This window comes from Polaromonas sp. P1_F2 (genome assembly GCF_056405735.1).
This window is the reverse complement of sequence record NZ_JBFUBN010000003.1, coordinates 317,352-342,367: the sequence shown is the minus strand read 5'-3', so window position 1 is coordinate 342,367 and position 25,016 is coordinate 317,352. Positions and strand designations below refer to the sequence as shown.

11 protein-coding genes are annotated in these 25,016 nt (G+C 67.5%); 4 read left to right on the top strand and 7 right to left on the bottom strand.

What is annotated here, in order from left to right:
- Window positions 1–12: 12 nt before the first annotated feature.
- From AC1D0O_RS08535 to AC1D0O_RS08525, 3 genes are all read right to left on the bottom strand, one after another.
- Window positions 13–2,298 (bottom strand): autotransporter family protein, encoded by a 2,286-nt coding sequence (locus AC1D0O_RS08535; protein ID WP_477653105.1) that lies wholly within the window; start codon window positions 2,296–2,298, stop codon window positions 13–15.
- A gap of 708 nt (window positions 2,299–3,006) precedes the next feature.
- Window positions 3,007–7,149: an OmpA family protein gene (locus AC1D0O_RS08530; protein ID WP_477653104.1), complete on the bottom strand. Its 4,143-nt coding sequence runs from the start codon at window positions 7,147–7,149 to the stop codon at window positions 3,007–3,009.
- On the bottom strand, window positions 7,146–14,741 hold the full coding sequence (locus tag AC1D0O_RS08525) for a DUF7933 domain-containing protein (RefSeq protein ID WP_477653103.1): 7,596 nt from the start codon (window positions 14,739–14,741) through the stop codon (window positions 7,146–7,148). Before AC1D0O_RS08525 ends, AC1D0O_RS08530 begins: the two co-directional genes overlap by 4 nt.
- A 359-nt stretch (window positions 14,742–15,100) precedes the next feature.
- On the opposite strand from AC1D0O_RS08525, the gene AC1D0O_RS08520 reads away from it, so the two are divergent.
- The 3 genes from AC1D0O_RS08520 to AC1D0O_RS08510 all read left to right on the top strand — a co-directional run bounded on the left by AC1D0O_RS08520 (window position 15,101) and on the right by AC1D0O_RS08510 (window position 19,502).
- Window positions 15,101–15,808 carry a response regulator transcription factor gene (locus AC1D0O_RS08520; protein ID WP_477653102.1) on the top strand — a complete coding sequence of 236 codons (708 nt, stop codon included), beginning with the start codon at window positions 15,101–15,103 and terminating at the stop codon, window positions 15,806–15,808.
- A gap of 76 nt (window positions 15,809–15,884) precedes the next feature.
- Entirely contained in the window at window positions 15,885–17,558 is a 1,674-nt protein-coding gene (locus tag AC1D0O_RS08515) for a FecR family protein (protein WP_477653101.1), read from the top strand.
- 6 nt (window positions 17,559–17,564) lie between these two features.
- On the top strand, window positions 17,565–19,502 hold the full coding sequence (locus AC1D0O_RS08510; protein WP_477653100.1) for a CHASE2 domain-containing protein: 1,938 nt from the start codon (window positions 17,565–17,567) through the stop codon (window positions 19,500–19,502).
- Window positions 19,503–19,539: 37 nt separating this feature from the next.
- Here AC1D0O_RS08510 and AC1D0O_RS08505 read toward each other — a convergent pair whose 3' ends face one another.
- Together AC1D0O_RS08505 and AC1D0O_RS08500 are read right to left on the bottom strand one after the other, a co-directional pair.
- Complete coding sequence (locus tag AC1D0O_RS08505; protein WP_477653099.1) at window positions 19,540–20,979, bottom strand: N-acyl-D-amino-acid deacylase family protein; 1,440 nt, start codon at window positions 20,977–20,979, stop codon at window positions 19,540–19,542.
- Window positions 20,980–20,985: 6 nt separating this feature from the next.
- Window positions 20,986–21,966 (bottom strand): Bug family tripartite tricarboxylate transporter substrate binding protein, encoded by a 981-nt coding sequence (locus tag AC1D0O_RS08500; protein WP_477653098.1) that lies wholly within the window; start codon window positions 21,964–21,966, stop codon window positions 20,986–20,988.
- A gap of 106 nt (window positions 21,967–22,072) precedes the next feature.
- On the opposite strand from AC1D0O_RS08500, the gene AC1D0O_RS08495 reads away from it, so the two are divergent.
- Window positions 22,073–22,975, top strand: a complete 903-nt coding sequence (locus AC1D0O_RS08495) for a LysR substrate-binding domain-containing protein (protein WP_477653097.1) — start codon at window positions 22,073–22,075, stop codon at window positions 22,973–22,975.
- A 31-nt stretch (window positions 22,976–23,006) separates the two neighbouring features.
- Here the strand turns inward: AC1D0O_RS08495 and AC1D0O_RS08490 are convergent, their stop codons facing one another.
- Both AC1D0O_RS08490 and AC1D0O_RS08485 read right to left on the bottom strand, forming a co-directional pair.
- Entirely contained in the window at window positions 23,007–23,954 is a 948-nt protein-coding gene (locus AC1D0O_RS08490; RefSeq protein ID WP_477653096.1) for a M14 family metallopeptidase, read from the bottom strand.
- Window positions 23,954–24,979, bottom strand: coding sequence for a Bug family tripartite tricarboxylate transporter substrate binding protein (locus AC1D0O_RS08485; RefSeq protein ID WP_477653095.1), 1,026 nt, complete (start codon window positions 24,977–24,979; stop codon window positions 23,954–23,956). The genes AC1D0O_RS08490 and AC1D0O_RS08485 overlap by 1 nt, the downstream gene beginning before the upstream one ends.
- Between the last annotated feature and the right edge of the window lie 37 nt (window positions 24,980–25,016).

Sequence of the window (25,016 nt, the reverse complement as noted above, 5' to 3'; positions counted from 1 at the left end):
CTATAAACCTGCCTAAAAAGCGAAGCGCATACCCAGGTTCCCGCTCCAGGTGTCCGCGGCCCCGCTGCTCAGGCCTTTGCTGAAGTTCACGCTGGCATACAGCGTGGTGTTCGCGCCAAGCTGGGCATTAAAGCCGGCCCCCAGTTGTGCGCTGGTACCGAGGGAATCCGAGGCGAATGAGACGCCGCTGGCCGTGATGCCGCGGTCTTTCAGGAACTCATGAACCAGGTTGCCTTCGGCGTACAGCGTCCATTGGCGGCTCGTGTTGGGATTGAAGGCTTTCTTGATGCGCGCACCGACGCGCCCCTGCAAACTTTCTCCGTCCTGCAGGTCGACCGTGATGCGGTCCACGTCAACGAATGTGTCGAACTTGATCTTCTGGTAGGACAGCTGCGCCTGGGGTTCGATGACCAGGCCGCCACCGATATCCATCGGGTAGCCGCCTTCAACCGACAGGCCCAGGCCCAGTCCATCGGGCGATCCCACCCGGCCGCGCTCGCGGGTCTGGATGCTGGTGCTGTAGTCCGTGAGTTGCGCGACGCCATCGAGATACCAGCCCCCCACCGCCTGGTACGTCGAGGTCAAGGCAAGCGTGGTGCCCTTCAAGTCCACCTGGGCGCTGGATGCGGAAACCCGAAGCTTGGACTTTCCGCGGCTGAGTGCGCCGCCGATGCGCAAGCTGGCGCCGTCTTCCATGTCCCGGCCGAACACATAGCCTCCGGCCTGGAGGTAGTCGATGTCCTGGTCGTAGCCCGACGCGCGATTGCCGGCGACTTCACTGCGGGAGCCATTCACACGCACGAAGAACGCGCGCTCGCCTTCGCCGTTGCTGCTGCGGCTTGCCGCCAGGTCGCGCAACTCGCCCTGCCGCTTGTGCACGGAGTCCAGCAGCGACGACCCATAACGCACGGCACCCGTGGGCATGGCCTGGTAGCCGGCGATCTGCGGCACGGCAACAGGCCTGCCGCTGGCGTCCACCACCGATTGCAGGCGGTAGTCATAAAACGGCACGGCCCCCAGCAGAGGGTCTGCCTGGCTGGCGGCCGAACTCGCGGGGCCGAACACCCGCAGTTGGTACTGGTAGGGACCGGCAGCGGCATACCCACCGGCCAGCTGGAACGTAGTGGCCGCGCTGGTACCGCCCACCTGGACGATGGAGATGCCGTCGGTGTTGCCCGATCCGGTCAGCGCGCCCGTGCCCCCCGTGTTGATGGTCTGTATGCTGGTCGTGCCGCTCGCATTGCCCGTGATCACCAGCCTGTCGGCGGGAGAGCCGGTGCCCCCGAGCACGCCTTCGATTTCCAGCGTTCCGCCGCTGCCCACGTAGTTGCCCGCGATCAGCAGCTTGCCTATCGAATTGCCCGGTGCGATGGTGCCGCCGGCGAAGTTCGTCGTGTTGCCGACCCTGCCGTTGCCCTGCAGGCGCCCGCCGAGCACGTTCACGGCGCCGGTAAGCGTGCCGTTGACGGAGAGGGTTCCGCCTTCAACCGCCGTGGTGGTGATGGCGGCGGTGTTGCCGAGCACCAGCGTGCCGCCCCTGACATTCAGGGTGTTGGCCGCCACGGTGCCGTCGAGCCGCACGGTGCCCGAATTCATGACGATGCCGTTCATGCCGCTGATGGCATAGGCCGCACCGTGGGTGAAGCTGTTGGTGCCGAGGTTGAAATTGAGCGCGTCGACGCCGTCGCCCGTGATGTTGCCGTTGATCGCGCCGCCGGTGACGGTGAGGGTGTCGGTACCGCCACCGAGCACGATGGCGCCGTTCAGGGTGCCGGCGGTCGTGATAACCGAATTGCCGCCGATTTCGTCGACACCGTTGCGGTCGAGGTCGCCGTCCCGCAGCGCCACGCCGGAGGCACCCGCATTGAGCACTGCGCCCGCGCCGATGTTGACCGTGCCACCCGCGGCAGCCGAGGTGTGGATGGCGGCGCCGAAGCCACTGCCACCGGTGACAGTGCCACCAGCCACGTCCACCGCGTAGGTGCCGACCCTGGCCCGGGCAAGGATGCCGTCGCCGTTGGCGCCGGACCCAGTGGCGGTGCCGCCCATCATCTCCACGCGGGCCTGCCCGCTGCCATTGGCGTCGGCCCACAAGCCATTGCCGCCCGTGGCCAGCACCGCTCCGCCCGTCATACGGATGCTGGCTGGGCCTGTGGATGAGGGACTAAAAGCCTGTACCCGGACGGCGGAAGTTGCCGCCTGGACGGTGCCGCCGTTGATCGTGACGGACGACTCGTTGCCTGCGGCGCTGCCACCCTGGCCTTGCACCAAGATTCCGAACCCGGTGCCCGTGTTCAAGATTTGACCGCCGTTCAGCGTGACTCGGGCGGGATTTCCGAGGTTGGCGGTAACCAATACTGCCGAATTCGCAGAAGCCGAAGTGACAGATCCTCCATCCATGGTCAAGGCAGCAAGCCCAATGCCCCGGTTGTTCGTCACAGAGATCGCGGTGCCCGCGGTTGTGATGGAGCCGAAGCTTGTGGCGTTGAGAAAGACGTCACCGGGAAGCCCCGCTGCCAGGTAGGTGATGGAAATACCCGTACCCGAGATCGCCATGCCCGGGTTGTTCAGATTGAGCGTGAATCCGTCGATTGGGTTGGTGTAAGTGATCCCCCCGGCATAACTCGCGCCCGAACAGGTGATCGTGTCCGCGCCAGCGACTGTTGGGCCGCACTCGTTGGCGGCGCGCGCGATCTGGGGAGATGCGGTGAACAGCGCCGCCGCGAGTGCTGTGGCTGAAATCGCAAACCCGGAGGCCTTATTTGCAACGGGGCCGCTTGGCACAGCCACCGAACCCTTCTTTTTGCTTGACATGAGACGCTTGAGTTCCGGCTTGCCTTCGCACGATTTCATCAAAAAATCCTTCAAATTAATATTCGCGAATTATCAAGAGTACATATGAGTTACAACGCCGGCCTCATCAGCATCAGGTGTTCATTGCGGCGCTTTCTTTTGTAAGTGTGGGTTGATAGAGACAAGGGGCAGGCGCAGTGCCCACCCCTGCCCTCAATACGCGGCCAGCACGTTCAAAAACCAGCCGCGGCTGCGGTAAGAAAGATCAGTCAGATCGTCCGAGTACTGCGTGAAGTTGTAACCCACACCCACCTTCACACCCTTGCCGAGGTGGCGGTAAACGCCCAGCAGCGCGCCGGCTTTTGCATCCTGGGCTTCGGTGGCGCGCAGGTTTCGCAGTTCCACCAGTGCGTCCCATTCCTTGACCAGGTGCAGGTCGGCACGCAGGATCAGCAGGTCGGCGCGGCTGGAGAACCATTCGCCGCCGGCCACCGGTGATTTGAGTTCACCGATGCGGAAGGCGTACTTGGCGCCGACGGACAGCCACGGCTTCACGTCGTAAATCGTGTCGACCGAGAAAACCTGGCTGCGCTGCGCGTAGTCGGCCGCCTGGCCGGAGGGCGTGAGCTGGCCGGCGGTGGGCACGTTGTTCAGGTTGGTGTACTTGAACAAGGTGTTCCAGCGGTCGTTGTCGACGGGCCGGTAGGCGCTGCCGATGACAAACTCGTGGTAGTTGCCGTCAACGAACGCGCCCTGGCTGTTGCTGGAGCGCGAGACGTTGAGCTTGCCGAGCAGGCGCCACGCCGGGTCGACCTGCAGGCCGACGGTGTTGCGCATGAGCCAGGTCGTGCGTTCACCCGAGATGTTGCCCTTGTCATGGCGCCACTCGATGTTGCCGCCGTACTTGAGGCCGTCTTTTTTGTAGCCGACCGAACCGCCCAGCGCGCGGCGCTTGAGGTCGCCGGCCAGGGGATCGGACACAGTGCCGAACTCGACCTTGGCGCCAAAGTTCCAGCGGTCATTGGGCGACCAGTCGGTGCCGAAGGCCTGCGTCAGGCTTTGCGGGCCTGCGCCATTGACGGAGCGGCCTTCGCCGAAAACGCGCAATTGATCGGACACGCGTGTGCTCGCGCCTGAGACCAGCGTGCCCTGGCGGCCGCGCCAGGCGACGTCGGGGCTTTCGGTCTCCACGGTGTAGGCCAGGTAGGCATTGCTGCGGTCGGAGATGCGGTAGTCGGCGCCCAGCTTACCGCCCACGCCCATGCTGCCGCTGGAGGCCTCGCCGCTGAGCTTCACGCGCTCGCTGACTTGCAACGCGCCGCCCAGGCCGACACGGTTGTTGGGGTCGCGCGTGTCGTCGCGCTCGAGCGTGCCCTGCACATAACCATAGGCTTCCCAGTCTTCTTTTTCGCCGGGCTTGCCGCCCTGGCGGTCGGGCCGGTAATCGGCGCGCAGTTGCGCATCGGTGCGTGAGCCAGTTTGCGACAGCAAGGCGCTGGCGTTCGGCGTGACCTTGGAGCGGTCGTCGGCGCGCACGCCGGCCGCGACTTCCCATTCGCTGTTCAGCGTCTGGCGCACCGCGAGTTCGGCGTTCTGGCTGTCCTGCAAATCGCCATCGCGCCTGTCGGCCTTGAGCAGGATGCGCGTGCCGGGGACGACTTCCACGTCGGCCGAGGCACCGGCCTGCTTCACGGCCTCGCCGCCAATACCGATCTGCCCGGGGGCCGAGTAGCCGCGGTCGCGGTTCTGCGCGTAGGCGGTGACCTTGCCCTTCATGCTGTCGGTCACTTCGGCCAGGTCGACCGAGGCTTCCAGGCGTTCAGCGCCGGCCGACTGGATGGCGCCGCTGCTCAGGGTGTTGAAGCCGAAGCCACCGTCAATCGAGGTCTGCGCGCCGTTGCCCGGGCCTTTGGAGCGGGCCGCTTCGAACTTGAGCCAGGTGCCGGGCTTGTAGCGCAGCGTGCCGTCCACGCCTTTGAGCGTCTGGCTGGAGCCGGTCTCGCCCTGGTGGTAGGTGCTGGCACCCAGCTGCAGGTGGTCGTTGATCCACTGGCTGGCACGCAGGCCGGTCGAGAGGTTGCTGACGGCGGTGACGCCGGGCGCGAACTCATAGGTTGTGACCAGGTAGACCGGCTGGCCGCCGACCGCCGAAGTCATGATGAGGCCTGCGCCGCCGCCGGTGGCGGACAGCGGCGACTGCAGGATGATGCGGCCCTGCAGGTAGTTGACCTCGTAGTCCTGCGTGGGCGCGAGCTCGCGGCGCTCTATCACCATGCCCGAATCCTTGTCGCGCACTTCGATCCAGACACGCTCCGAACCCTGGGTGATGTCCAGGTGGCGCAGGTAATAGATGGAGCCGCCCGTGCCGCGGAACTCCTCGCGCGAGGCAAGGGTTCCCGGGTCGGCCGCGAAGGCGTCGATCTGCGTGCGCTTCTCGCCATAGGCCGTGGCTTCTTCGGATCGGTGGCGCAGCTGCGCGCCGTAAAGGCCGCGCGAATACTGCATCAGTTCGGTGCCGCTCCAGGAGGTCTGGAAGTTGCCCCACATGATGTGCGAATCGCCTTTTTGCAGCTTGACGAAGAACTTGCCCTGCGTGGGCGCATCGTCCACGGTGGTGCTGTCGTCGCCGTAGACCGGGTAGTACAGGTTGGGGTCTATGCTGCGCAGCAGGTACTTGGGGTCCTTGCTGGAGAAGTTGGAGAACAGGTCTTCGATGGGGCCTTCACGCGTGTCGGCCGAAGCCGTCAGCAGCCACTCGCCCTTGATCTTGCCCTTGAGGTAAAAAGCCGCGCGGCCATCGACGTAGACCTTGTCTTCGTAGTGGCTCAGGTCGCCGGTCACCAGCTTGGCGGGGCCGGAGACATTGTTCTTGCCGACCGTCAGATCACCGAGTGCCAGGTAGAACCAGTCGTCGGCCGCGATGTTGAGGTTGCGGCGGAAGGTGGTGGCCTTGCCGTCCGTTTCCTTAAGTGTCACTTCCACCGACTGCGGGCCGGCCGGCATGATCTGCTTCATCGCGAACTTGCCTTGCGCGTCTATCGGCAGCTCCAGGCCCAGAGCCTCTATGCGCTGGCCCGGTTTCAAGTTTGTGCCGTTGACCGTGACCGTGCCGCCCGCCACCGGGATGTTGCGCAGGGCCAGGCTGTTCTCGCCATAACCGGTGAGGCGTTCGCGTTCGAGCTTGTCCTGGTCCTCGTTCGTGGGCATGGCGCGCGCCAGCAGGTTCAGCGCCTTGAGGCTGGTTTCATCGAAGCGGCCCTGCGCGTCGTACACGCGCAGCAGGTAGAACACCTGGTCGCCCGCGGTGTTGGCCGGCACCGTCCAGCGGCTCGCACCAGACCAGGCTATGGGGACGATCTCAAACGGCTGCTCCTGGGTTTTCTGCCCAGGGCGGAAGAGGCGCAGCTCGGCCTTCTTGATCCACGGGATGTAGTTGGACCAGGCGCGGAATTCCACGGCCTCGCCCTTGACGGCCGTGCCGGGTGTCGCCCAGGCGTTCATCAGCGGCACGGCGGCCAGGCTGTCGTAGCGGACCTGGATGTCCGCCCGCTCGAGTGCGACGTCGGCGCAGCGCTGGCCGTCGGCCTCGTTGGGGATCTCGGCCGTGTTGATCGGTTCGCCGTCGATGGTGATGCGGAAGGGTACGGTCGACTGGCCGACCGATTGCGGCGTGCACGGCGGCAGCGCGGCCGCGGGAAGCGCTACGGGCGCCGCCACCGCGGCGGGCTGGAACCACACGCGCAATTCAACACGGCGGTTGCGGGCCATGCCTTCGGGTGTCGCGTTCGAGGCCAGCGGTTTGCTTTCGCCCTCGCCCTGGATCGAATAACTAATCGCCGGATTGTTGAGAGCTTGTTTCAGATAGGCGGCCACCGCCAGCGCACGTGCTTCAGACAAGCCCTGGTTGTCCTTGAAGATGCGTTTGGTCTCGGGCGCCAGGCGCTGGTTGTCGGTATGACCCACGACCGCAATGCGTGTGGTCGAAGACATTTTGGCTTTTGCGCCAATGCCCGCGGCCATGGAATCCAATACCGCACGGGCCTCGGGTGTCAGTTCGGCTTTTCCGGAAACAAACAGGTTGGAACCGTTGATCTCCTGGAGTGAACGATCGACCTGCGCAGGGCTTGCGGGTACCTGCGCGGCGAGGCTGCGCATGGAAGCAGCCTCTTCGCGCGTCACGCCCGAGGGCATGGGGTAGGCGATGGCCGGCTGCACTTCCGCCGGCGGCGGCACGCTGAACAGGTCTATGCGCCCGTTGTCGATTCGTTTGCCGCTGACTTCAGTGGCGGCCCAGGTCGATGCGCCCGCGCAAAGCAGGCCGGCGGCGACGGCTATCGCATGTGTACGGAAATTCATTTCGCCGTCTCCAGCTCGGTTTCAATCATCAGGGGATGCAGGGGTTCGCTTTCGGCGGCCTCGTTCCCGTCTTTCCTCTTGCGCCTGGCCTCCCACAAGGCCTGTATTCGCTCGCTGACCGCGGCCACGCGTTTTTCGGCAAGGCCGGCCGCCTCGCCGCCGGGGCGGTAGGCGATGCGCAGCACCGACGGCCGGGCCGCGAGTTGCTCGGGAAGCTTTTCGAGGGTGGCGAGGTAGGCGGGCTGCAGCGCGGTGCTGTCGTTTTCGCTGGTGAAGGCGGCGCCCGAAAGCTCAAGCCGGACCACGCGGTGCACGGTGGCGCCGAAATTGAGCTTGACCATCTTGCCGCGCGTCACACGCACGTCGCGCGGGTTCTCCGTGGTCAGGCGATAGCCTGAGGGCAGGGTCCGCTCGTCGACCTTCATGACGAAGTTGGAGCCGCGGTCGGCATTCGGGATCGCCGCGCAGGCGACGTGGAAACGGCCGTCGTGGTCGCTGGTAACCAGCAGGCCGCGCGCCGTGGCGATGCGCACGTTGGCGATGCCGGGTTCGTCCTGGTCCTGGTAGCCGTTGGCGTTCTTGTCGTCGAAGACCTTGCCGATGATGTCGGAGCAGTCGAAGGTCGGATCGGGCACGACACGCACGGCGGCCGTGGCGGTGTTGGAGATCTGCGCGTTGACCAGGGCGTTTCGCGCCGCGACCTGGTTGGTGTAGGTGCCTTCGGACACGCCGGTGCCGACCACCAGCAGCATGCGCCAGGTCTTGCGTTCACCGCCGGCGAACACCTGGTTGGCCCAGGTCAGGTTGCGGCCGCTGATGGCCGGCTCCAGCGCCACGCCGTTGAGCGAGGCCGAGCCGGTGCGGTAACGGAAGCCCGCGGGAATCAGGTCGACCACACTGACGTTGCCGAGCACGGCGTTCAGCGTGTTGGTGGCCGTGATGGTGTAAGGCACCAGGTCGCCGCGCACCACGTTGACCAGCGGTGTGCTCTTGGTCATCACGATCGCGCCGCCCAGGATGGGGTCCAGCGGGATGTGGTTGTTCAGCACGTTGGCGGAGCCGGGAATCGCGGCAAAGGTGAACGTGAAGAAGTACTGCGTGGTGGCCGCGCCGCCCGCCAGGGCCAGCGTGTTGTTGGGGCAGGCCGCGGGGTTGTGCTGCGGCACGGCGGTGCCGGGCGCGAAGTTGCTGTTCTGCACCAGCGCCGGGTCCGGGCTGGGCGGCGCCAGGCCGACGCCCAGGGTGGCCGTGCAGGCCGGGATCATGGCCGAGGGACCGGGCAGGTAACCGGCTGGCGAGGTCACGGTCAGCGTGTACAGCGTGCCGCCCACGGGCGCGCCGCCCAGCAGCAGGAACTGGTAGGCGCCGTCCGCGCCCGTGGTCTGGGTCAGGCTGCCGCCAATCACGTCGGCCGCCGTGAGGCCGGGTGCGGAGAGCGTCACGACGGCGCCAGGCACGGGCTGCCGCGTCACGGCGTCGTAGACCACGCCGCTCGGGTCCAGCGGCAGGCTTTGCGCCACCGTGGTGGTGCCGGCGGCCAGGGTCAGGCCCTGCAGGGTGCCGTCGGTGTTGTTGGCGCCGGCCGGATTGGCGTTGGGGTTGGGCGTGCCATTGGTATACGGCAAGCCGGTTTCATTGGGCACCGGGCGGCCGTAGATGCGCCCGCTGGTCGGCTCGCGGAAACGGATCTGGTAGCCCGAGCCGGGCGCCACGCTCGGGAAGGCGTAGGCGCCGCTGGCGTCGGAGGTGGTGGTACCGACCACCACGCCGCCCAGCGTGAGCTCGACGATCCAGCCGGGGACCAGCGGCTCGCCGGGGTCCTTGATGCGGTCGTGGTTGAGGTCGCGCCACACCGTGCCGCGCACCGCGGCCACGTCGGAGATCACCGTGGGGTCGGTGGCGGTGTTGTTGCCGTTGAAGCCGGCGGGCTCATTGCCGCCGGAAACCACAGCCGTGTTCACCAGCACCTGGCCGGACAGGCCCGCGGCAACCGCCACGCGCACCGTGAAGACAGGGGCGGTGCCGCCCGCGGCGATCACGCTGGCGGTGGTGCAGGTGACCGAAGTGACCGCGCTGCTGCAGGACCAGGTGGCGCCGCCGGCGACGGCGGCCACCGTCATGCCCGCGGGCAGGGTGTCGACCACCGTGATGGTGCCGGAGGTCGCCACCGTGCCGACGTTGGAGACGGTGATGGTGTAGAAGCCGGTGCTCGAGCCCTGCGCAAAGCTGACCGGTGAATGGGTCTTGGCGATCGCGAGGTCGGGCGCGGCGCCGGGAATCTCGGCGAAGTTGTTGTCGGCCGACACGGCGTTGGCGGTGGCCAGCGGAATCGCCGAGATAGCCGAGACCGGGTTGGCCGGCAGGGTCGCCACGCCGCCGGTGCTGCCCGCGAGGGTCTGGCCGTTGGTCGTGCCCGCCGCCTGCGGCAGCGGCTGCGTGACGGTGTAGTTGCCCTGTGCCAGGCCGGTGAAGCTGTAGCGTCCGTCGGCCGCCGTGGTGGTGATCCTGGAGACGGCCAGGCCGTTGATGTCGGTGCCGGTCAGGTTGATGGTCTGCCCGCCTATGCCGTGGTCGCTGCCGTTGACCGCGCCGTTGTTGTCGTAGTCGAGGAAGACCCGGCCGGAAATCGTTCCGCCATTGGCCACTTCGGCGAAGTTGTTGCCGGATGAGACCGTGTTGGGCGGCAGCACGAGGGTGCTGATGCGGCTGGGCGTGACGGCCGGCGTGGTGGCCGTGCCGGGCGTGCCGCCATTCGGTACGGCACCGGCCGTCGTGATGCCGTTGGAGGTTCCGGCGGGCTGCGTGGGTTCCACCACGGTGTAGGAGCCGGGCAGCAGGTTGGCGAAGCTGTAGCCGCCCGCGGCGTCGGTGACGGTGGTCGCCAGCAGCGCGTTGGTGCCGGGGTCACGCAGTTCGATCGTCACGCCGGGCAGCGGGTCGTCGGCGCCGTCCTGCACGCCGTTGTTGTTGAGGTCCTTGAAGACCTTGCCGGTGATGGACGAAGGCGCGACTTCCGCGAAGTTGTTGTTGGCCGAGCCCGAGATCTCGCCGCCCGCGCCGTTGCCGTTGAGCGTGATGTTGGTGACCTGGCTGCTGGTCGCGGTCGGGTTGGACGCGGTGCCGGCCGTGCCGGTGCTGCCGTTGATGCCGCTGATCGCGCCGGCCGTGGTGATGCCGTTGGTGGTGCCCGCGGGCTGTGCGGGCTGGCACACGGAGTAACTGCCGGCCGCCAGGCCAGCGAACAGGTAATTGCCCAGCGCGTCGGTGGTGCCTGTCGTCAGCAGCGCGCCGCTGCAGTTCGCGCCGCTGCGCAGTTCAATGCTCACGCCGGCGATCGGCGTGTCGGTGCCGTTCTGGAAGGTGCCGTTGGGCGTCGGGTTGTTGTCCTTGAAGACTTTGCCCGAGACATAGCCCAGGGTGCTGATGGTCAGCGGCGCATTGGCGGGCGCCTGGTTGTTGCCCAGGTTGGTCTGCAGCGCGCCGGCCGGAATGTTGTTGGTGTGCGTACCGGCGGTGAGGCCGGTCACATTGACGTCAATCGTGCAGCCGCCCGCGGGAATGGTGCCGCCGCTGTTCAGGCGCACGCTGGTGGCATTGGCCGCGGCCACCACGGTGCCGCCGCAGGAGGTCGCCATGCCGGGCGTGCCGGTCAGGCTGATCTGGCCGGGCGCGGTGGGCAGCACGTCGTCAAAGTCCGCGCTCAAGGTCATCGCGGTGGTGTTGGCGTTGCCCAGCACGATGCTCAGTCGCGACGTGCCGCCGGGCGGAATCACGGCCGGCGAGAACTGCTTGCCGACGGTGGGCGGGGTGGAAACAACCAGCTGCGCGCTGGTGGGTTCCTCGTTGCTCACGCCTTCGTTGGTGGTGATGCTGGCGGTGGGAACCGTGTTGGTATAGACGCCCGAGATGTTGCTCAGCACGTTCACCGTGACGGTGCAGGAACCGGCGGCCGCGAGCGTCGCGCCGGTCAGGCGCACGCTGGTCGCCGATGCGGCCGCGACGACGCTGCCGCCAGCGCAGGTCGTGGCGGCCGCGGGCGTGGGCGCCACCACCAGCCCCGCGGGCAAGGCGTCAGTCAAGGTGAGGCCGGTCAGGGGCGTGTTGTTCGGGTTGTCAAAACGCAGGGTCAGCACGGCCGGCGCGCCGGGCGCCTTGCTGTCTGAGCCGGTCGTGAAGCCGACCGGGTTGCCGGCGTCCAGGGTGCGGGCGCTGAAGGCCTTGTGCACCACGACCGGCGATTTCGCGCGCAGCGTGTCGCTGGTGGGCTGCGTGTTCGACAGCGGGTTGCCGCCGGCGCTGGCGGTCAGCGCGTTGGTGGGAATGGTGTTGACGTAATCGCCCTGCGCCGCGACGAGCACGTCGATTTCAGCCTGGCAGGTCGCCGGCACGTTGCCGGCCGCGGCGGGGATGGTGCCGCCGGAAACCTGCACGCTGTTGGCCGTCGAGGACACCGTCGCGCCCTGGCAGGTCGTCGTCGGGTTGGCGCCGCTGGGCACCGTCACGCCGGCCGGCAGGGTGTCGGTGACGGCGAGGTTGCTGACGGGCTGCGACAGCGGGTTGTAAAAGGTGATGCGCAAACGCGAGCGAGCGCCGGGCTTGACCACATTCGGCGTGAACTGCTTGACCAGGCCGATGTTGGTGCTGATGGCCAGGCTGGTGGTCGCCGGGTTGGCGTTGCTGAGGTTCTGGTCCGTCACGATGGCGCCGGCCGGAATGGTGTTGGTATTGCCGCCGGTCACGGTGGAGGTCACGTTGACGCTGAGCTGGCAGCTGGCGTTGGCCGCGAGCACGACACCGTCCAGGCTGACCAGGCGCGTGTTCGCCACCGCGGTCACCACGCCGCCGGGGCAGGTCGTGGCGGGCGCGGGGTTGGGCGTCAGCACCCAGCCGTTATTGGTGCCGCCCGCCGTGCCGCCCACGGTGAAGTAGTCGGTGAAGCGCAGGTTGGTGACCGCCTGCGTGCCGTTGGCGATGTTGATCGTGAGCCGGCTGGGCTCGCCCGGAAAGGTCAACGAGCTGATGGACGTGGCCTTGCTGACCGCGATGCCGGTGGGCGGGGTGAACAGCAGGGTGCCGCTGACCGGGGCGACGTTGCGCACGCCGCCGTCGGCCAGGATGGAATCGGGCGGGATGGTGTTGACCCAGTTGGCCGCGCCGGTGGCGACCACGTCGAACAGGAAGGCGCAATTGCCGCTGCCCGCGATGCTGGCGCCCGTGAGGGAAATGCTGCTGGCGCCGGCGGCGCCGGTGATGGCCGTGGGGCCGGCGCAGGTGGTCTGCCCGTTCGGCGGATTGGCCAGCACCATGCCCGCGGGCAAGGGGTCGGTCACGCTCACGTTGGTCAGGGCCAGCGCGCTGGAATTCAGCAGCTGCACCGTGACGGTGGACTTGCCGCCCGAGGACACGTTGGCCGGGTTGAAGCTCTTGGCCGCGCTCAGCGCCGAGGTGTAGGTCAGCGTCGCGGTGTTGGTGGTCACGGGGACCAGCGCCTGCGTGCTGCCGTTGCCGAAGGTCTGCGTGCCGCCCACGGTGGCGGTGTTCGGGTAGACGCCAGCGGGGCCGACGACGTCGACCTGCAGCACGCAGCTGCCGTCGGCGCCCAGGCCGTTGCCGGCGCGCGCGGGCACGGTGCCGCCGTTCAATCCCACCGAGGTGGAGCCGGCGACCGCGGTGATGACCGGGCTGCCGCAGGTGCTGGCCGCGTTCGCCGGGTTGGCGATGCGCAGCTGCCCGCCCCCGCTGTTGGCCAGCTGCAGCGTGTCGGAGATCGAGACGTTGGTCAGCGGGTTCGCCGACTTGTTCGTCAGCGTGATGGTCATGCGGACGATGGTGCCTTCGGCGAAGGTGCTGGCGCCGGGGGAAGACTGGGCGAAGGCCTTGGTGGCCGCCATCACGGGTGCGTTGGTCGTCACGCCGGTCGAGTTGGAAGGGCCGCCGTTGCAGGTGGCGCCGGCGTTGTAGCAAACGCCGCCGGCCGCAATCGTGTTCGCCGACGACGCGACCGCCGTGGTGGACGTCATTGCCCACATCGTGATGACGCAGGCGCCCGGCACGCTGACACTGGCGCGAGCCGGAAGGGTGTCCACCGTGAATACCGCCGAGGAGCTGCCGAGGGCGCTCGCGGAATTGACGTTGCCGCAGCCGGCGCTCACGGTCGGCGTGTAGTTGATGCCGCCTATCGTGCCGGTCAGGAAGGTCTGGCCGTTCGTGAAGTTGTCGGTCACCGTGAAGTTGTTGATCGCGCCGGCGCCGTAGTTCTGCACCGTGACCTGGTACTGGATCGGGTTGCCGGGCGCGACGGGGCTGGCCGGCAGCGCCGACTTCAGCACGCGCAGGTCGTCCGCCACCAGGATGGTGGCCGAGGCGCTCTGGCTCTTGATGGCCGCGTTGCCGACGTCGACCGCGCCTTGCGGGATGTTGTTGGTGTAGGTCACCGGAACACCCGACGCCTGGACAAAGCCGGTGTAGTTGACGGTGACTGTGCAACTGCTGTTTGAGGAAGGAATGGTGCCGCCGGTCAGCCTGACGCCCTTGTTGCTGTTGATGGCGGTGACCACGCCGCCGGCGCAAGTGGTGGACGCCGAGGTGACGTTCAGGCCGGTCGCCGGGTTGACGCCGCCCAGCCCGTCGATCGGGCTGTCGTCGAAGGTCGTGACGTTGAGCGGCGTGTTGCCGCTGTTGGTCAGTGTGATGGTGAGGCTGCCGGCGGAACCGCTGGACAGCGAGGTGCCGGAAAAGGCCTTGGCCACGCTGAGCGGCGACCGGACAGTGATGTTGGCCTGCGCGTTGGCCTGCGCCGGAATGCCCAGCGCATTGCTGAAGTCGCTGCTGCGGTTGATCAGGTTGCTCTGGGCGTTGGTCGTGTACTGGCCGTTGGTCTGCGACGCTTCCACGGCGACCACGAAGCTGCAGCTGCCGTTGGCGGGAATGTCGCCGGTGCCGGTGACGCTGGTGGCGCCTGCCGCCGGCGCCGGGTTGAACGCGGGCGCGGGCCCGCTGCTGCAGTTCGCGCTGGCGCCGGGCGCGGCCGCGACCTTGATGATGGCGCTACCGCCCAACTGCGGGAAGTTGTCGGTGATGCTGAAGCCTTCAATCGCCACCGGGTTCGGGTTGGTCAGCGTGATGGTCAGGTTGGTTGTCGCGCCTCCGAGCACCACGGTGGAACTGCCGAAGCCCTTGGAAATCTGCGGCTGCTGGAGCGCCCGCACGTTGAAGGTCTGCGAGACGTCCCCGCTGTTGCTGCCGGCGCTGCTGGTCACTGCCCCATTGAGGATTTGGTAGGCATAGGAGGTCGCGTTGCCGGTCGAGGTGCCGGCGGTGACCGGGATGTCGATCACGCACTGGCCGTCGATCCCGCCGGCGGCGGCCGGAATGCTGCCGCCCGTCAAGTCCAGCGCCTGGGTTCCGAGTGCCGCCGTGAATGCGCCGCCGCAACCGTTGGTGACCGCGCCGGCCACCTTGAGGCCGTTGGGCAACAGGCCAGGCAGGCTGTTGCTGAAGGCCACGTTGGTCGCCGCGACCGGGTCGCTGTTCGACAGCGCGATACGCAATATCGCGGTTTCACCTGGGTAAATACCCTGAGCCGGAATCACAGCTGTGACTGAGGCGGTCAGGGCAAAAGCAGCAACCGGCAGCAGCCCCAAACCGAGCAAAACGGACCCCGGACGGATCCAGGAGGCCGGGGTCGGCAGCTTGCACAGATGTTTCGCGCAGCGTCGGAATAGTTCGAGCATAGTTGTGACAGGAGGTAAAAGGTACTAGCGCCGCGGATGATAGGAGGCCCGTCACAAACAGAGGGTAAATCCTTGTTTACACTTACTAATTACCAACACTCGAGGCGAATAGGGGTGGGCAGACAGTTGTCAGACCACTAAACTCGGTAAGTCCTTAGACCCCCAAAATATGTAACTGAAAGTAATGATCCGGCTTAATCCCCGGCACCTGAATCCGTATGCCTCACACTTCCGCGCCCCGAATCGCCTACCTGGAAGACGAGCCTGAAACCGCCGAAGCAATCTGTGGATGGATCAGGGAAGCAGGCCTGGCGGTGGATCTGTTCAGCCGCGGCGCCGACTGCGCGCGGGCCGTGGAAAGAGGGCAGTACGCGGCCTGCCTGCTGGACTGGCTGGTGCCGGACATGTCAGGGCCCGAGGTGCTGGCAAGGCTGCGCTTGCAACTCAAAGACGCCTGCCCGCCTGTGATTTTTCTGACGGCGCGCGACAGCGAGGACGACGTGGTGCAGATGCTGTCGGCCGGCGCGGTCGACTACCTGGTCAAACCGGTTTCCCGGCCCATCCTGCTGGCGCGGCTCAATGTCGTGCTGCACCGCTCCGGCCTGAAACAGGAAACACGGCGCCGCGCCTGGGGACAGCTGGAAGTGGACTTCAGCACCCGGCAATTCTTTGTGGAAGGCCGGCGCGTGGAACTGACAGACCTGGAAACCGATTTCGCGCTTCACCTGCTGCAAAACGTGGGGCGCCTGCTGACGCGCTCCCACCTGCTGCTGACGGTGTGGGGGCACAACACCGACGTGGAGTCGCGCAAGGTCGACGTGCAGGCCAGCGCCCTGCGCAGAAAGCTCAAGCTGTCGCCCGAATCGGGCTGGCGCCTGGTGTCGGTCTACGGCCAGGGCTACCGTCTCGAGTGGCTGCATGACTGAGGTCCACTCACCCTCCTCCCGCAAGTTCGAGCCAGGCCACCGCCCTGCCGGGCCGGCATGTTCCGGAAGCCTTCCCATGTACAAAAAAATTGCCGCCGGCGGGCTTCTGTCGCTCGGCATCGCCGCCTTCGCGCCGGCCCAGCCTTTGCCCGCCGCCGGCGTGCCCGACAAGGCCTCCAGCGCGCCGGCCTGGCTTTACAGCGTGCGCCCCGGGGACACGCTGATCAGCCTGGGCCAGCGCCACCTCGTGGACCCGCAGCGCTGGGATGTGGTGCAGCGGCTCAACCGGATCGCCGACCCGCATCGCATTCCGCCCGGCACGGTGCTGCGCATTCCCGCCTCCATGCTGCGCAGCAGCCCCGGCCAGGCCACGTTAAAAACGGTGCACGGCAGCGTGCGCTGGCGCGAGCCCGAGGGCGCGTGGAAAACCGCGTCCACGGGACAGGTCCTGTCGGTGGGCGCCGAGCTCCAGACCGAAGCCCTGGCCAGCGCCACGCTGGAGCTGGCCAACGGCACGCAGCTGCGCGTGCACCCGGGCTCGACGCTGGTACTGGACACCCTCAGCCTGTATGCCAACGGCCTGATGGCCGACACGCGGGTCCGCCTGCTGCAAGGCCAGACGGAAATCACCGACAACCCGGGACGGCGCGCGCAGCAGAATTTGCGCGTGCTGACGCCCAGCGCCCAGGCGGTGGTGCGCGGCACGGTGTTCCGTGTCGGGGTCGAAGCCGGCCAGACGCGCGAGGAAACCCTGGAAGGGTCCGTCGGCGTGGACGCCACCGGAAAAACCGTGGTGGTGGGCCCCGGCTTCGGGACTGTCGCCCGCCCGGGCGAAGCGCCCTTGCCGCCTCGCGCCCTGCCCCGCGCGCCCGATGTGTCGGCCCTGCCGCCGCGCCTGGAACAACTGCCCCTGCGCTTTTCATTGCCTCCCGCGCGCGGCGAACAAGGCGCCGTCTTGTGGGGCCAGGTTTCCCAGGACAGCAGCTTTGACGCCATCCTCGCGGAGAGAAGCTCGGCGCCGGGCTCAGGCGTCCTGAGTTTTGCCGACCTGCCCAACGGCCGCTACATCCTGCGCGTGCGCGCCCTGGACGCTCTGGGCCTGCAGGGACTGGAAGCGCGGCACGCCTTCACCGTGGCCGCCCGCCCCTTCGCCCCTGCCCTGCAGGCGCCGGGCCGCGCCGCCACGATGCGCTCGCCGCGCCCGACACTGCGCTGGACCAGCGCAGTGGACGCCACGCGCTACCGGGTGCAGGCTTCGCAGTCGGAGAACTTCGCGCAACTGTTGCTGGACCAGCCCGTGCCGCAGACCGAGTGGCTGCCCGCGGACGACCTGCCCGAGGGCAAGCTGCACTGGCGTGTGGCCAGCATCACGGCGCAAGGTGAACAAGGGCCGTGGTCTCCCGCGTCGTCCTTCAGCTACAAACCCGCGCCGGGGATGCCCGACCTGGGCCAAGCCGCCCTGCGCTACGAGGCCGACGCGCTGCTGCTGGACCTGCCCGCGCCGCCGCCGGATCATCACTACCGGGTCTCGGTGTCGGGCACGCCCGCCATGGCGCCCGAGGACCAGCAACAGGACTCCTTCGACGGCGCGATCCGCCTGCCCCGCCCCTCGGGCGGCGCGCATTTCCTCGGGGTGCGTCTGGTCGACAACCAGGACGGCACCGCCGGACCGCCCATGCTGCAGAAGATTGACGTGCCCTCGCGCTATCCCTATCTGTGGATGCTGGGCTTGCCGCTGTTGCTGCTGTAAGCCGGCATGCGAGACAACTCCCCGCCCCGCGGCACGCACAGCCTGCGTGAGCTTTTGGGCATGGGCCTGGTGCTGGCCGCGCTGGCGCTGGGGGTCAGCGCCAGCGGCTGGCTTGCGCGCATCGACCATTTTGTCTTCGACCTGTCGCAGCGGCTGAGCGCGCAGCCCGCACCGACCGGCGTGGTGATCGTGGCGATCGACCAAACCAGCCTGCAGGAACTGGGCCGCTGGCCCTGGCCGCGCCGTGTCCAAGCCGAGTTGCTGCAGCAGATTTGCCGGGCCTCGCCGAAAGCCGTGGCGATGGACATCGCCTTCAATGAGGTCGGTGACGATAGCGCCGGCAACCAGGCTCTGGCCAGGGCCATGCGCGCCTGCGGCAATGTGTCGCTGCCCGTCGTGATGGAAAGCGCCCGCCAGGGCGGCCAGCTGCTGGAGTCGCCGCCCATCCCCTTGCTGGCCCGGTCCGCGGCCGGCCTGGGGCGCGTGAGTGTGCGCCTGGACGACGACGGTGTGGCGCGCGGCGTCGACCTGTGGGAAGGCGTGGGCACCGCCGGCTGGCCCTTGCTGGCGCAGAGCGCGCTGCAAATCACCGGCTGGCAGCCCCCGGACGCCACCCCTTACCTGCCGCCCGGGGACACGGCACGGCTCGTCACCGACCAGGCGCCCACGCTGGTGCGCCGCGAGCCCCGGCTGTTACGGTTTGCCGGCCCGCCGGGCACCATTCCCACCGTTTCGGCGGCCGAGCTTATGCGCCCCGGCGCGCCCGCCGAGGCACTGCGCGGCAAGGTCGTCTTCGTGGGCGCAACGGCGGCCGGCATGGGCGACATCCTGTCGACGCCGGTCACCACCAACGGCGCCGCCATGCCGGGCGTGGAAGTGCTGGCCAATGTGCTGCTGAACCTGCGTGACGACCGCTTCATCGTGCCGCTGGGAAGAGCCTGGACGCTGGCACTGAGTGCGGCGCTGGCGCTGGTGCCGCTGCTGTGGGCGCTGCGCTTCATGCCGCTGCCGGGCCTGCTGGTCAACACCGCATGGTTCGCGGCGCTGGTGGCGCTCAGCGTGGCGCTGCCCCTGGTGTCCGGGCGCTGGTTTGCGCCCTCGGGCGCCCTGGTCGCCGCGATCGCGGCCTACCCCTTGTGGAGCTGGCGCCGCCTCGAAACGGCCAGGCGCTACCTGGACTGGCAGCTTCATCAATTGACCGGCGCGGCGGCGGACAGCCCGTTTCACCGGCTCAGGTTCGAGCAGCGCATCGACCACGTCAAGCAGGTGCAGCAGCGCTTTCACGACCTGCACAAGGAGCGCGAGGAGACCCTGGCTTTCCTGTCGCACGACATCCGCGTGCCCCTGGCCGCCGCCGTGCAGCAACTGGGCGGCGGAACACTCGACGAGACGAACCAGCACCGCCTTTTCCAGCAACTGCGCCGCGCGCACAAGCTGGCGCAATCCTTTCTGTCGATTGCCCGCGTGCAAAGCCTGGAGCAGAAGGACCTGCGCGAAATCGACCTCGGCAGCGTCGCGCACCAGGCCACCGATGCGGTCTACGAATCGGCGCAGGGAAAATCCGTGCGCCTGCTGCGCCACATCCCCGATGAGCCGGTGTGGATACGCGGCGACTTCCACCTGCTGGAGCGCGCGCTCGACAACCTGCTGCACAACGCCCTGCGCTTCTCGCCTGCGGGCGGCAGCGTCACCTTGACCCTGGCCCTGCAAGATGGAAAGGCCGAACTGTCGGTGGCCGACCAGGGGCCCGGTGTCAGCGCGGAAATGCTGCCCCGCCTGTTCGAACGCTTCAGCACGCAAAAAGCGGCGCAGCAGACGGCGCACGGCACCGGCCTGGGCCTCTACTTCGTGCACAGCGTGGCCGAGCGTCACGGCGGCCAGGCGGGTTATGAAGCCCTGGCGCCCACCGGTGCGCGTTTATGGATACGGCTTCCGCTGGTGTAGCGCTGCGGCGGTCATCCGGGCTCTCCTCCAGGCAGCCTCATGACAACGCGCCCCGCCTGCGCAGCACCCGGCCGGCATCCACCCGGACGCTGAGGCCGTCCCGGCAGGCGAGCTGGCCGTTGACAAAAACCGCATCGATTCCCGAGCTGGCTTCGGTGGGCTGTTCGTAGCTGGCATTGGCGGCGATGCGGTGCTCATCAAAGATGACGATATCCGCGTGGTTTCCGGCCGCCAGGATTCCCCGGCCGGCGAGGCCGAAGCGCCTTGCGCTGAGTCCCGTCATTTTGTAGATGGCGGTCTCGAGCGAAAACAGCTTTCTCTCGCGTACGTAATGCCCCAGCACACGCGGGAAAGTCCCCCACAAACGCGGATGCGGGCGTACGTCATGCGCCAGGCCGTCCGAGCCGACCATGGCCATGGGATGGCCCAGGATGCGGCTGACGTCCTCCTCGCTCATGGCGAAGTAGATGGCCCCGGCCGGCTGCAAGGCCCGCGCCACCTCCTCCTCGGTCTGGTTTCTCTCGCGCGCGAGCTCTTTCAGGGAGCGCCCCGCAACACCGGGCTCGGGCTGGGACCAGGTCACGAGCACGTCGCTCGACTGCTTCACGCGGGACGGCAGCAGCATGGTGGACGAGGCGTTGTAGGGATAACAGTCAAAGCAGACCGATTGCCCTCGCGCCGCCTGCTCCAGCATTGCCAATGTCTGCACGGAGCGGCCGTGGTTGGCCGTGCCGACCAGCTTGTGGTGGGAAATGACGGTGCCCACGCCCAGTTCGCGGCCTATGTGCAGGGCCTCGCGCAGCGCCTCGTCGATGGCGTCACCTTCATCGCGGATGTGCATGGCCACCATGCCGCCGGCGGCCTTGAGTTGCGCGCCCACGGCAATCACCTCTTCGGCCGTGGCCGCTTTCGCGGGCGGATAGTACAAACCCGTTGACAGGCCGATGGCGCCCGCGGCCAGCGCGCCGGCGAGTTCCGCCGCCATGGCCGCCGACTCCGCGGGGGTGGCGGGCCGTTCAAGGTCGGCCATGTGCTTGACCCGCAGCGTGGAGTGGCCCACCAGGCAGGCAACGTTGACGGCCAGCGGAGACGCGTCGAGCGCCTCCAGGTAGGCGGCGAAGCTCGGGTAGATCCAGCCGTCCGTTCCGAGGATGTCCAGCGGCGGCGGTGGATGGCGGGTCTGCAGGGGGGCCAGGCTGACGCCGCAGTTGCCCGACACCACGGTCGTCACGCCCTGCGACAACTTCGGGTGCGCGCCGGTGGTGGGCAAGAGCAGCAGGCGGTCGTCGTGGGTGTGCACGTCGATAAAACCCGGCGCGACAATTCGCCCGTGCGCGCTGACCCGTTCGCGCGCCGGGGCGGCCGACAGGTCGCCGATCGCGAGAATTTTTCCCTGGGACATGCCGAGGTCGGCGCGCACCCGGGCGGCGCCCGTCCCGTCGATGAGTTCGCCGCCTTCAATGATGGAATCGAACATGCGCGTTCAATCCACCTGGACGCCGGCGCGCTTGACGACCTCCGTCCACATCCGCGTCTCGCGCAGGGCGCGGTCAAACAGCCGGTCGGGCGAACCTATGGTGGTCTCGAAGGAGATGGCGGCATAGCGCTCATTGACCGCGGCGTTTCCCAGCACCTTGTTGATTTCCCCGTTGAGCCGCAGCACGACTTCGCGCGGCGTGCCGGCCGGCGCGACGATGCCGCCCCAGGCCGTGGTTTCATAACCCTTGACGAACTCCCCTATGGTCGGCACCTCGGGAAACAGCGGGCTGCGCGCCCGGCCGGAAACGCCGAGCGCCTTGATGCGCCCGTTCTTGATGTGCGGCGCGATGGACGACAGGTTGTCGAACATCAGGTCGACCTGCCCGCCCATCAGGTCCTGGATGGCCTGCGGGCTGCCGCGGTAAGGCACGTGGGTCATGAAGGTGCCGGTCATGCTCTTGAACAGTTCGCCGCCCAGGTGGCCCGTGGTGCCGTTGCCCGGAGACGCCATGCTGAGTTTGCCGGGCCTGGATTTGGCCAGCGCGATCAGCTCGGCCACGTTCTTCACGCCCAGGTCATTGCGGACGACGAGTGCGTTCTGCACGTAGCCGAGCAGCGCCACGGGAACCAGCTGTTTGTCCGGGTCGTAGGGCAGCTTGGAGAAAAGCGATTTGTTGATCGCCAGCGTGCCCACGTTGCCGTATCCCAGCGTGTACCCGTCCGGCGCCGCGCGCACGATCTCCTGCATGCCGATGTTGCCGCTTGCGCCGGGCTTGTTGTCGATCACAAAAGGCTGGCCCAGGGCCTTCACCAACTCGCCGGTCAGGATGCGGCAGATGTTGTCGGGTGAGCCGCCCGCGGCGGATGGAACGATCAGGCGTATGGGCCGGTCGGGCCAGGCGGCGCGTGCCAGCAGGGGCGAGGATGCCATCGCGGCGGCCCCCAGCTTGAGGAGTGTTCGCCGCGTTGTCCGGTAGTCGGTCATGGAGGTCACCTTGGGAGTCAGGAATGAGGAAACTGAATGATGCGTGGACAAACCTTTAGCTACAAACGACAATTTCTACGTCTTCCATGCTTTTTTCTCATGCACCATGATGCTGCGCGCACCCTCCACCATGTCCCTGGTCTGCCTTGAGGCCAGCGCTCGCCTGCGGTCTTTCACCGCCGCCGCGCAAGAACTGCACCTGACGCAGGGCGCGGTCAGCCGCCAGATCATGGCGCTTGAAAGCCGCCTTGACGTCCAGCTCTTCGTGCGGCGCCGGGACGCGGTCGTGCTCACGGAAGCCGGCCGTTATTACCTGGACGAAGTCGGCCCCATCCTCCAGCGCCTCGAGCGCGCGACGGCCAACGTGATGGCGCTCAAGGGGCGCGGGGGTTCGCTGGCGGTGTCGGTCGGCGCGTCGCTGGGCAGCTATTGGCTGATTCCGCGCCTGCCGGACTTCACCCGCGCGCACAGCGAGATCACGCTGAATTTCGCCACGCGCGTGGGGTCGGTTGATTTCAAGAGCATGGCGGTGGATGCCTCGCTCGAATTCGGCGACGGAAACCGCGCCGGCCTGCACAACGATTTTGTCTTGCCCCTGGCGATGGCGCCTTATGCCGCACCGGCATGGATCGCCAAAAACGGCAAGTCGCTGAGCTCCCGCACCCCAATGTCGGCGCTGGTGCACCACACGACCGTGCTGGACGCGTGGCGCAATTGGTTCGACCACGCCGGCATCGAAATAGGCAGCGGGCAGGAGGGGCCGCGCTATGAACTGATGTCGATGGCGCTGAATGCCGCGATAGCGGGCCTGGGGGCAGCGCTGCTGCCCGACTTCATGGCCAGCGATGCACTGGCGACCGGCCGTTTACGCCGGCTGTCGAAGAAACAATGGGTTTCCCCCCGCGGCTACTACCTGGTGTATCCCGAGGAATCATCGAAGCTTGAGGCCCTTACGGTGTTCCGTACGTGGTTGCTCGCACAGGCGGCGGCAGTGCAGGCCGTGCGCTGACCGTTCGGCCTCCTCTCGAAGCGGCTGCCGATCAGCCCCGCCGCCCCAGGCGTACCGTCGTCACCCCCGGCCGCAATTGCCGCAGCGAGGGCATGACCAGCACGCAGTCGTCATAAGGCGTGAGCACTTCGCGGCCCGCATCGACGGCGATCATGGTGCCCGCTTTGGCAATGGTTTCGCCGCCGGTGTAAGGCTCTTTGAAACTGAAATCCATGGACGTCGCCACCACGCGGTCGGTGACCACCACAGGCGCGGGCGGCTCGCGGTCCGGCAGCAGCCAGCCGATCGGTACTTCGCTGCGGGGCAGCGCACCGGCCTGCACCAGGAAGCGCATGAGCGTGTCGCGCGCGGCGCTGATGGCGCGGGGGTCCCAATGCTGGCCGGCCTCCAGCAACAGCGCGATGCGCCCGCCTTGGGCATCCGAAAATTCGCCGTAGTCGCGCATGCGCACGCCGTCTGCATGGCCGGCGTCGACGACCACTTGCCCCGCGGTGCGCAAGCCCTGGGCAAAGGCGATGTTGCGCGCCAGGGTGCCGGTGATCAGCAGGGGCACGCAGGGTTCGTGCATGGAATGCAGGTCCAGCAGATGCGTGGCGCGGTCCACAAAAGGCAGCAGTTGGCGCGCGCGGTCCAGCTCGGCGCTGCGGCGCGGCCCATCGAGCACGTCGGCGGCCCAGACGCGGTTGAAGTCTTCGTCGATAAAACGCGAGGCGTCGGGCTGTGCCGCGTCGAAGCGCTCGAAGGCGGCGACATTGCAGAAGGCCAACGTGACGCGGCCGCGCGCCGGCGCCCAGCCCGCGGCGAGCAGCTCGGCCAGTGCGATGGCGCCCGAAAATTCGTTGCCGTGCACCAGCGCCGTGACCAGGATCTCTGGGCCGGGGGCGGCGCCGCTTCGCTCGTGCACATAGGGAAGGCCGGTGGGTGAATTCGCCCAGCGCGCCAGCTTCGGCGGCAAGGTCAGGACCGGGTGGTGCTGCATCAGTTCGCCGCCCCGGTGCTGACGGCCTTGTTGACGACGGCGCGCACGCGCTGGGTTTCAGCGCGCACAAAAGCCGTGAGTGCCTGGGGTGTGCCGCCTTCATTCGAAATGCCGGCCTTCTGGAGTTTTTGCCAGACGGCTTCCTCGCGCAGGATGTCGTTGAGTTCGCGGTTGAGCCGCGCGACCATGGGCGCCGGTAGTTTCGCGGGGCCGAAAAGGCCGAACCAGACGTTCATGTCATAACCCTTGAGCCTGGGGTTCTCGGCCAGCGCGGGGATTTGCGGCGCGGCGCGCGAGCGTGTGGGCGTGGTGACGCCCAGCGGAACCATCCTGCCCGATTCAATGTGCGGCAGCGCGGAGGACAGCACCGAGACGCTGAACTCGATGTTGCCGCCCAGCAGGTCCTGCAACTGCTGGCCCGCGCCGCGATACGGCACGTGGCGAAAGCTGGTGCCGGCCATCAGGTTGATGAGTTCGCCCGACACGTGCAGCGGCGTGCCTATGCCGGAAGACGCAAAGCTCAGCTGGTTGCGTTCACGTTTCGATTTGGCGATGGCTTCCTCCATGGTCTTGACGCCGGTGTAGGTGTTGGTCACAAACACCATGGGCGTGATGCCTATCAGTCCCACCGGCGCCAGGTCGGTTTCGCCGTTGTACTTGACGGCGGCGTTGTAGAGCCTGGCGATGGACACCTCGCTGCCCGAACCCAGCAGCAGGGTGTAGCCGTCGGGATTGGCACTGACGACTTTCTGCGCGCCTATGGTGCCGCCGGCGCCGCCGACGTTCTCGATGACAACGGGCGTGCCCAGGCGCTTGGACAGCGGCTCGGCGATGATGCGCGCGACCAGGTCGACGCTTCCGCCGGCCGGGTAGCCGACCACCAGTGAGATCGGCCTGGCCGTGGGCCAGGCCTGGGCCTGCGCGGTGGAAAGTGCCGAAAAGGCCAGCAGCGCCAGCAAAGCGGACGCGGCCCCGCGCAGGGCACGGGTCAGGTGAAGAGGGGGAAAGGTGGAAGGTGGGGGCATGACGGTCTCCTTGTTAGTGGAGCCAGTCTAGGAAGCC

What these genes read in the sequence shown, in the direction of transcription:
- AC1D0O_RS08520 (WP_477653102.1), top strand. Translation starts at nt 15,101, where the DNA reads ATGCCTCACACTTCCGCGCCCCGAATCGCCTACCTGGAAGACGAGCCT.
- AC1D0O_RS08510 (WP_477653100.1), top strand. Translation starts at nt 17,565, where the DNA reads ATGCGAGACAACTCCCCGCCCCGCGGCACGCACAGCCTGCGTGAGCTT.
- AC1D0O_RS08515 (WP_477653101.1), top strand. Translation starts at nt 15,885, where the DNA reads ATGTACAAAAAAATTGCCGCCGGCGGGCTTCTGTCGCTCGGCATCGCC.
- AC1D0O_RS08500 (WP_477653098.1), bottom strand. Translation starts at nt 21,966, where the DNA reads ATGACCGACTACCGGACAACGCGGCGAACACTCCTCAAGCTGGGGGCC.
- AC1D0O_RS08530 (WP_477653104.1), bottom strand. Translation starts at nt 7,149, where the DNA reads ATGAATTTCCGTACACATGCGATAGCCGTCGCCGCCGGCCTGCTTTGC.
- AC1D0O_RS08495 (WP_477653097.1), top strand. Translation starts at nt 22,073, where the DNA reads ATGATGCTGCGCGCACCCTCCACCATGTCCCTGGTCTGCCTTGAGGCC.
- AC1D0O_RS08505 (WP_477653099.1), bottom strand. Translation starts at nt 20,979, where the DNA reads ATGTTCGATTCCATCATTGAAGGCGGCGAACTCATCGACGGGACGGGC.
- AC1D0O_RS08490 (WP_477653096.1), bottom strand. Translation starts at nt 23,954, where the DNA reads ATGCAGCACCACCCGGTCCTGACCTTGCCGCCGAAGCTGGCGCGCTGG.
- AC1D0O_RS08485 (WP_477653095.1), bottom strand. Translation starts at nt 24,979, where the DNA reads ATGCCCCCACCTTCCACCTTTCCCCCTCTTCACCTGACCCGTGCCCTG.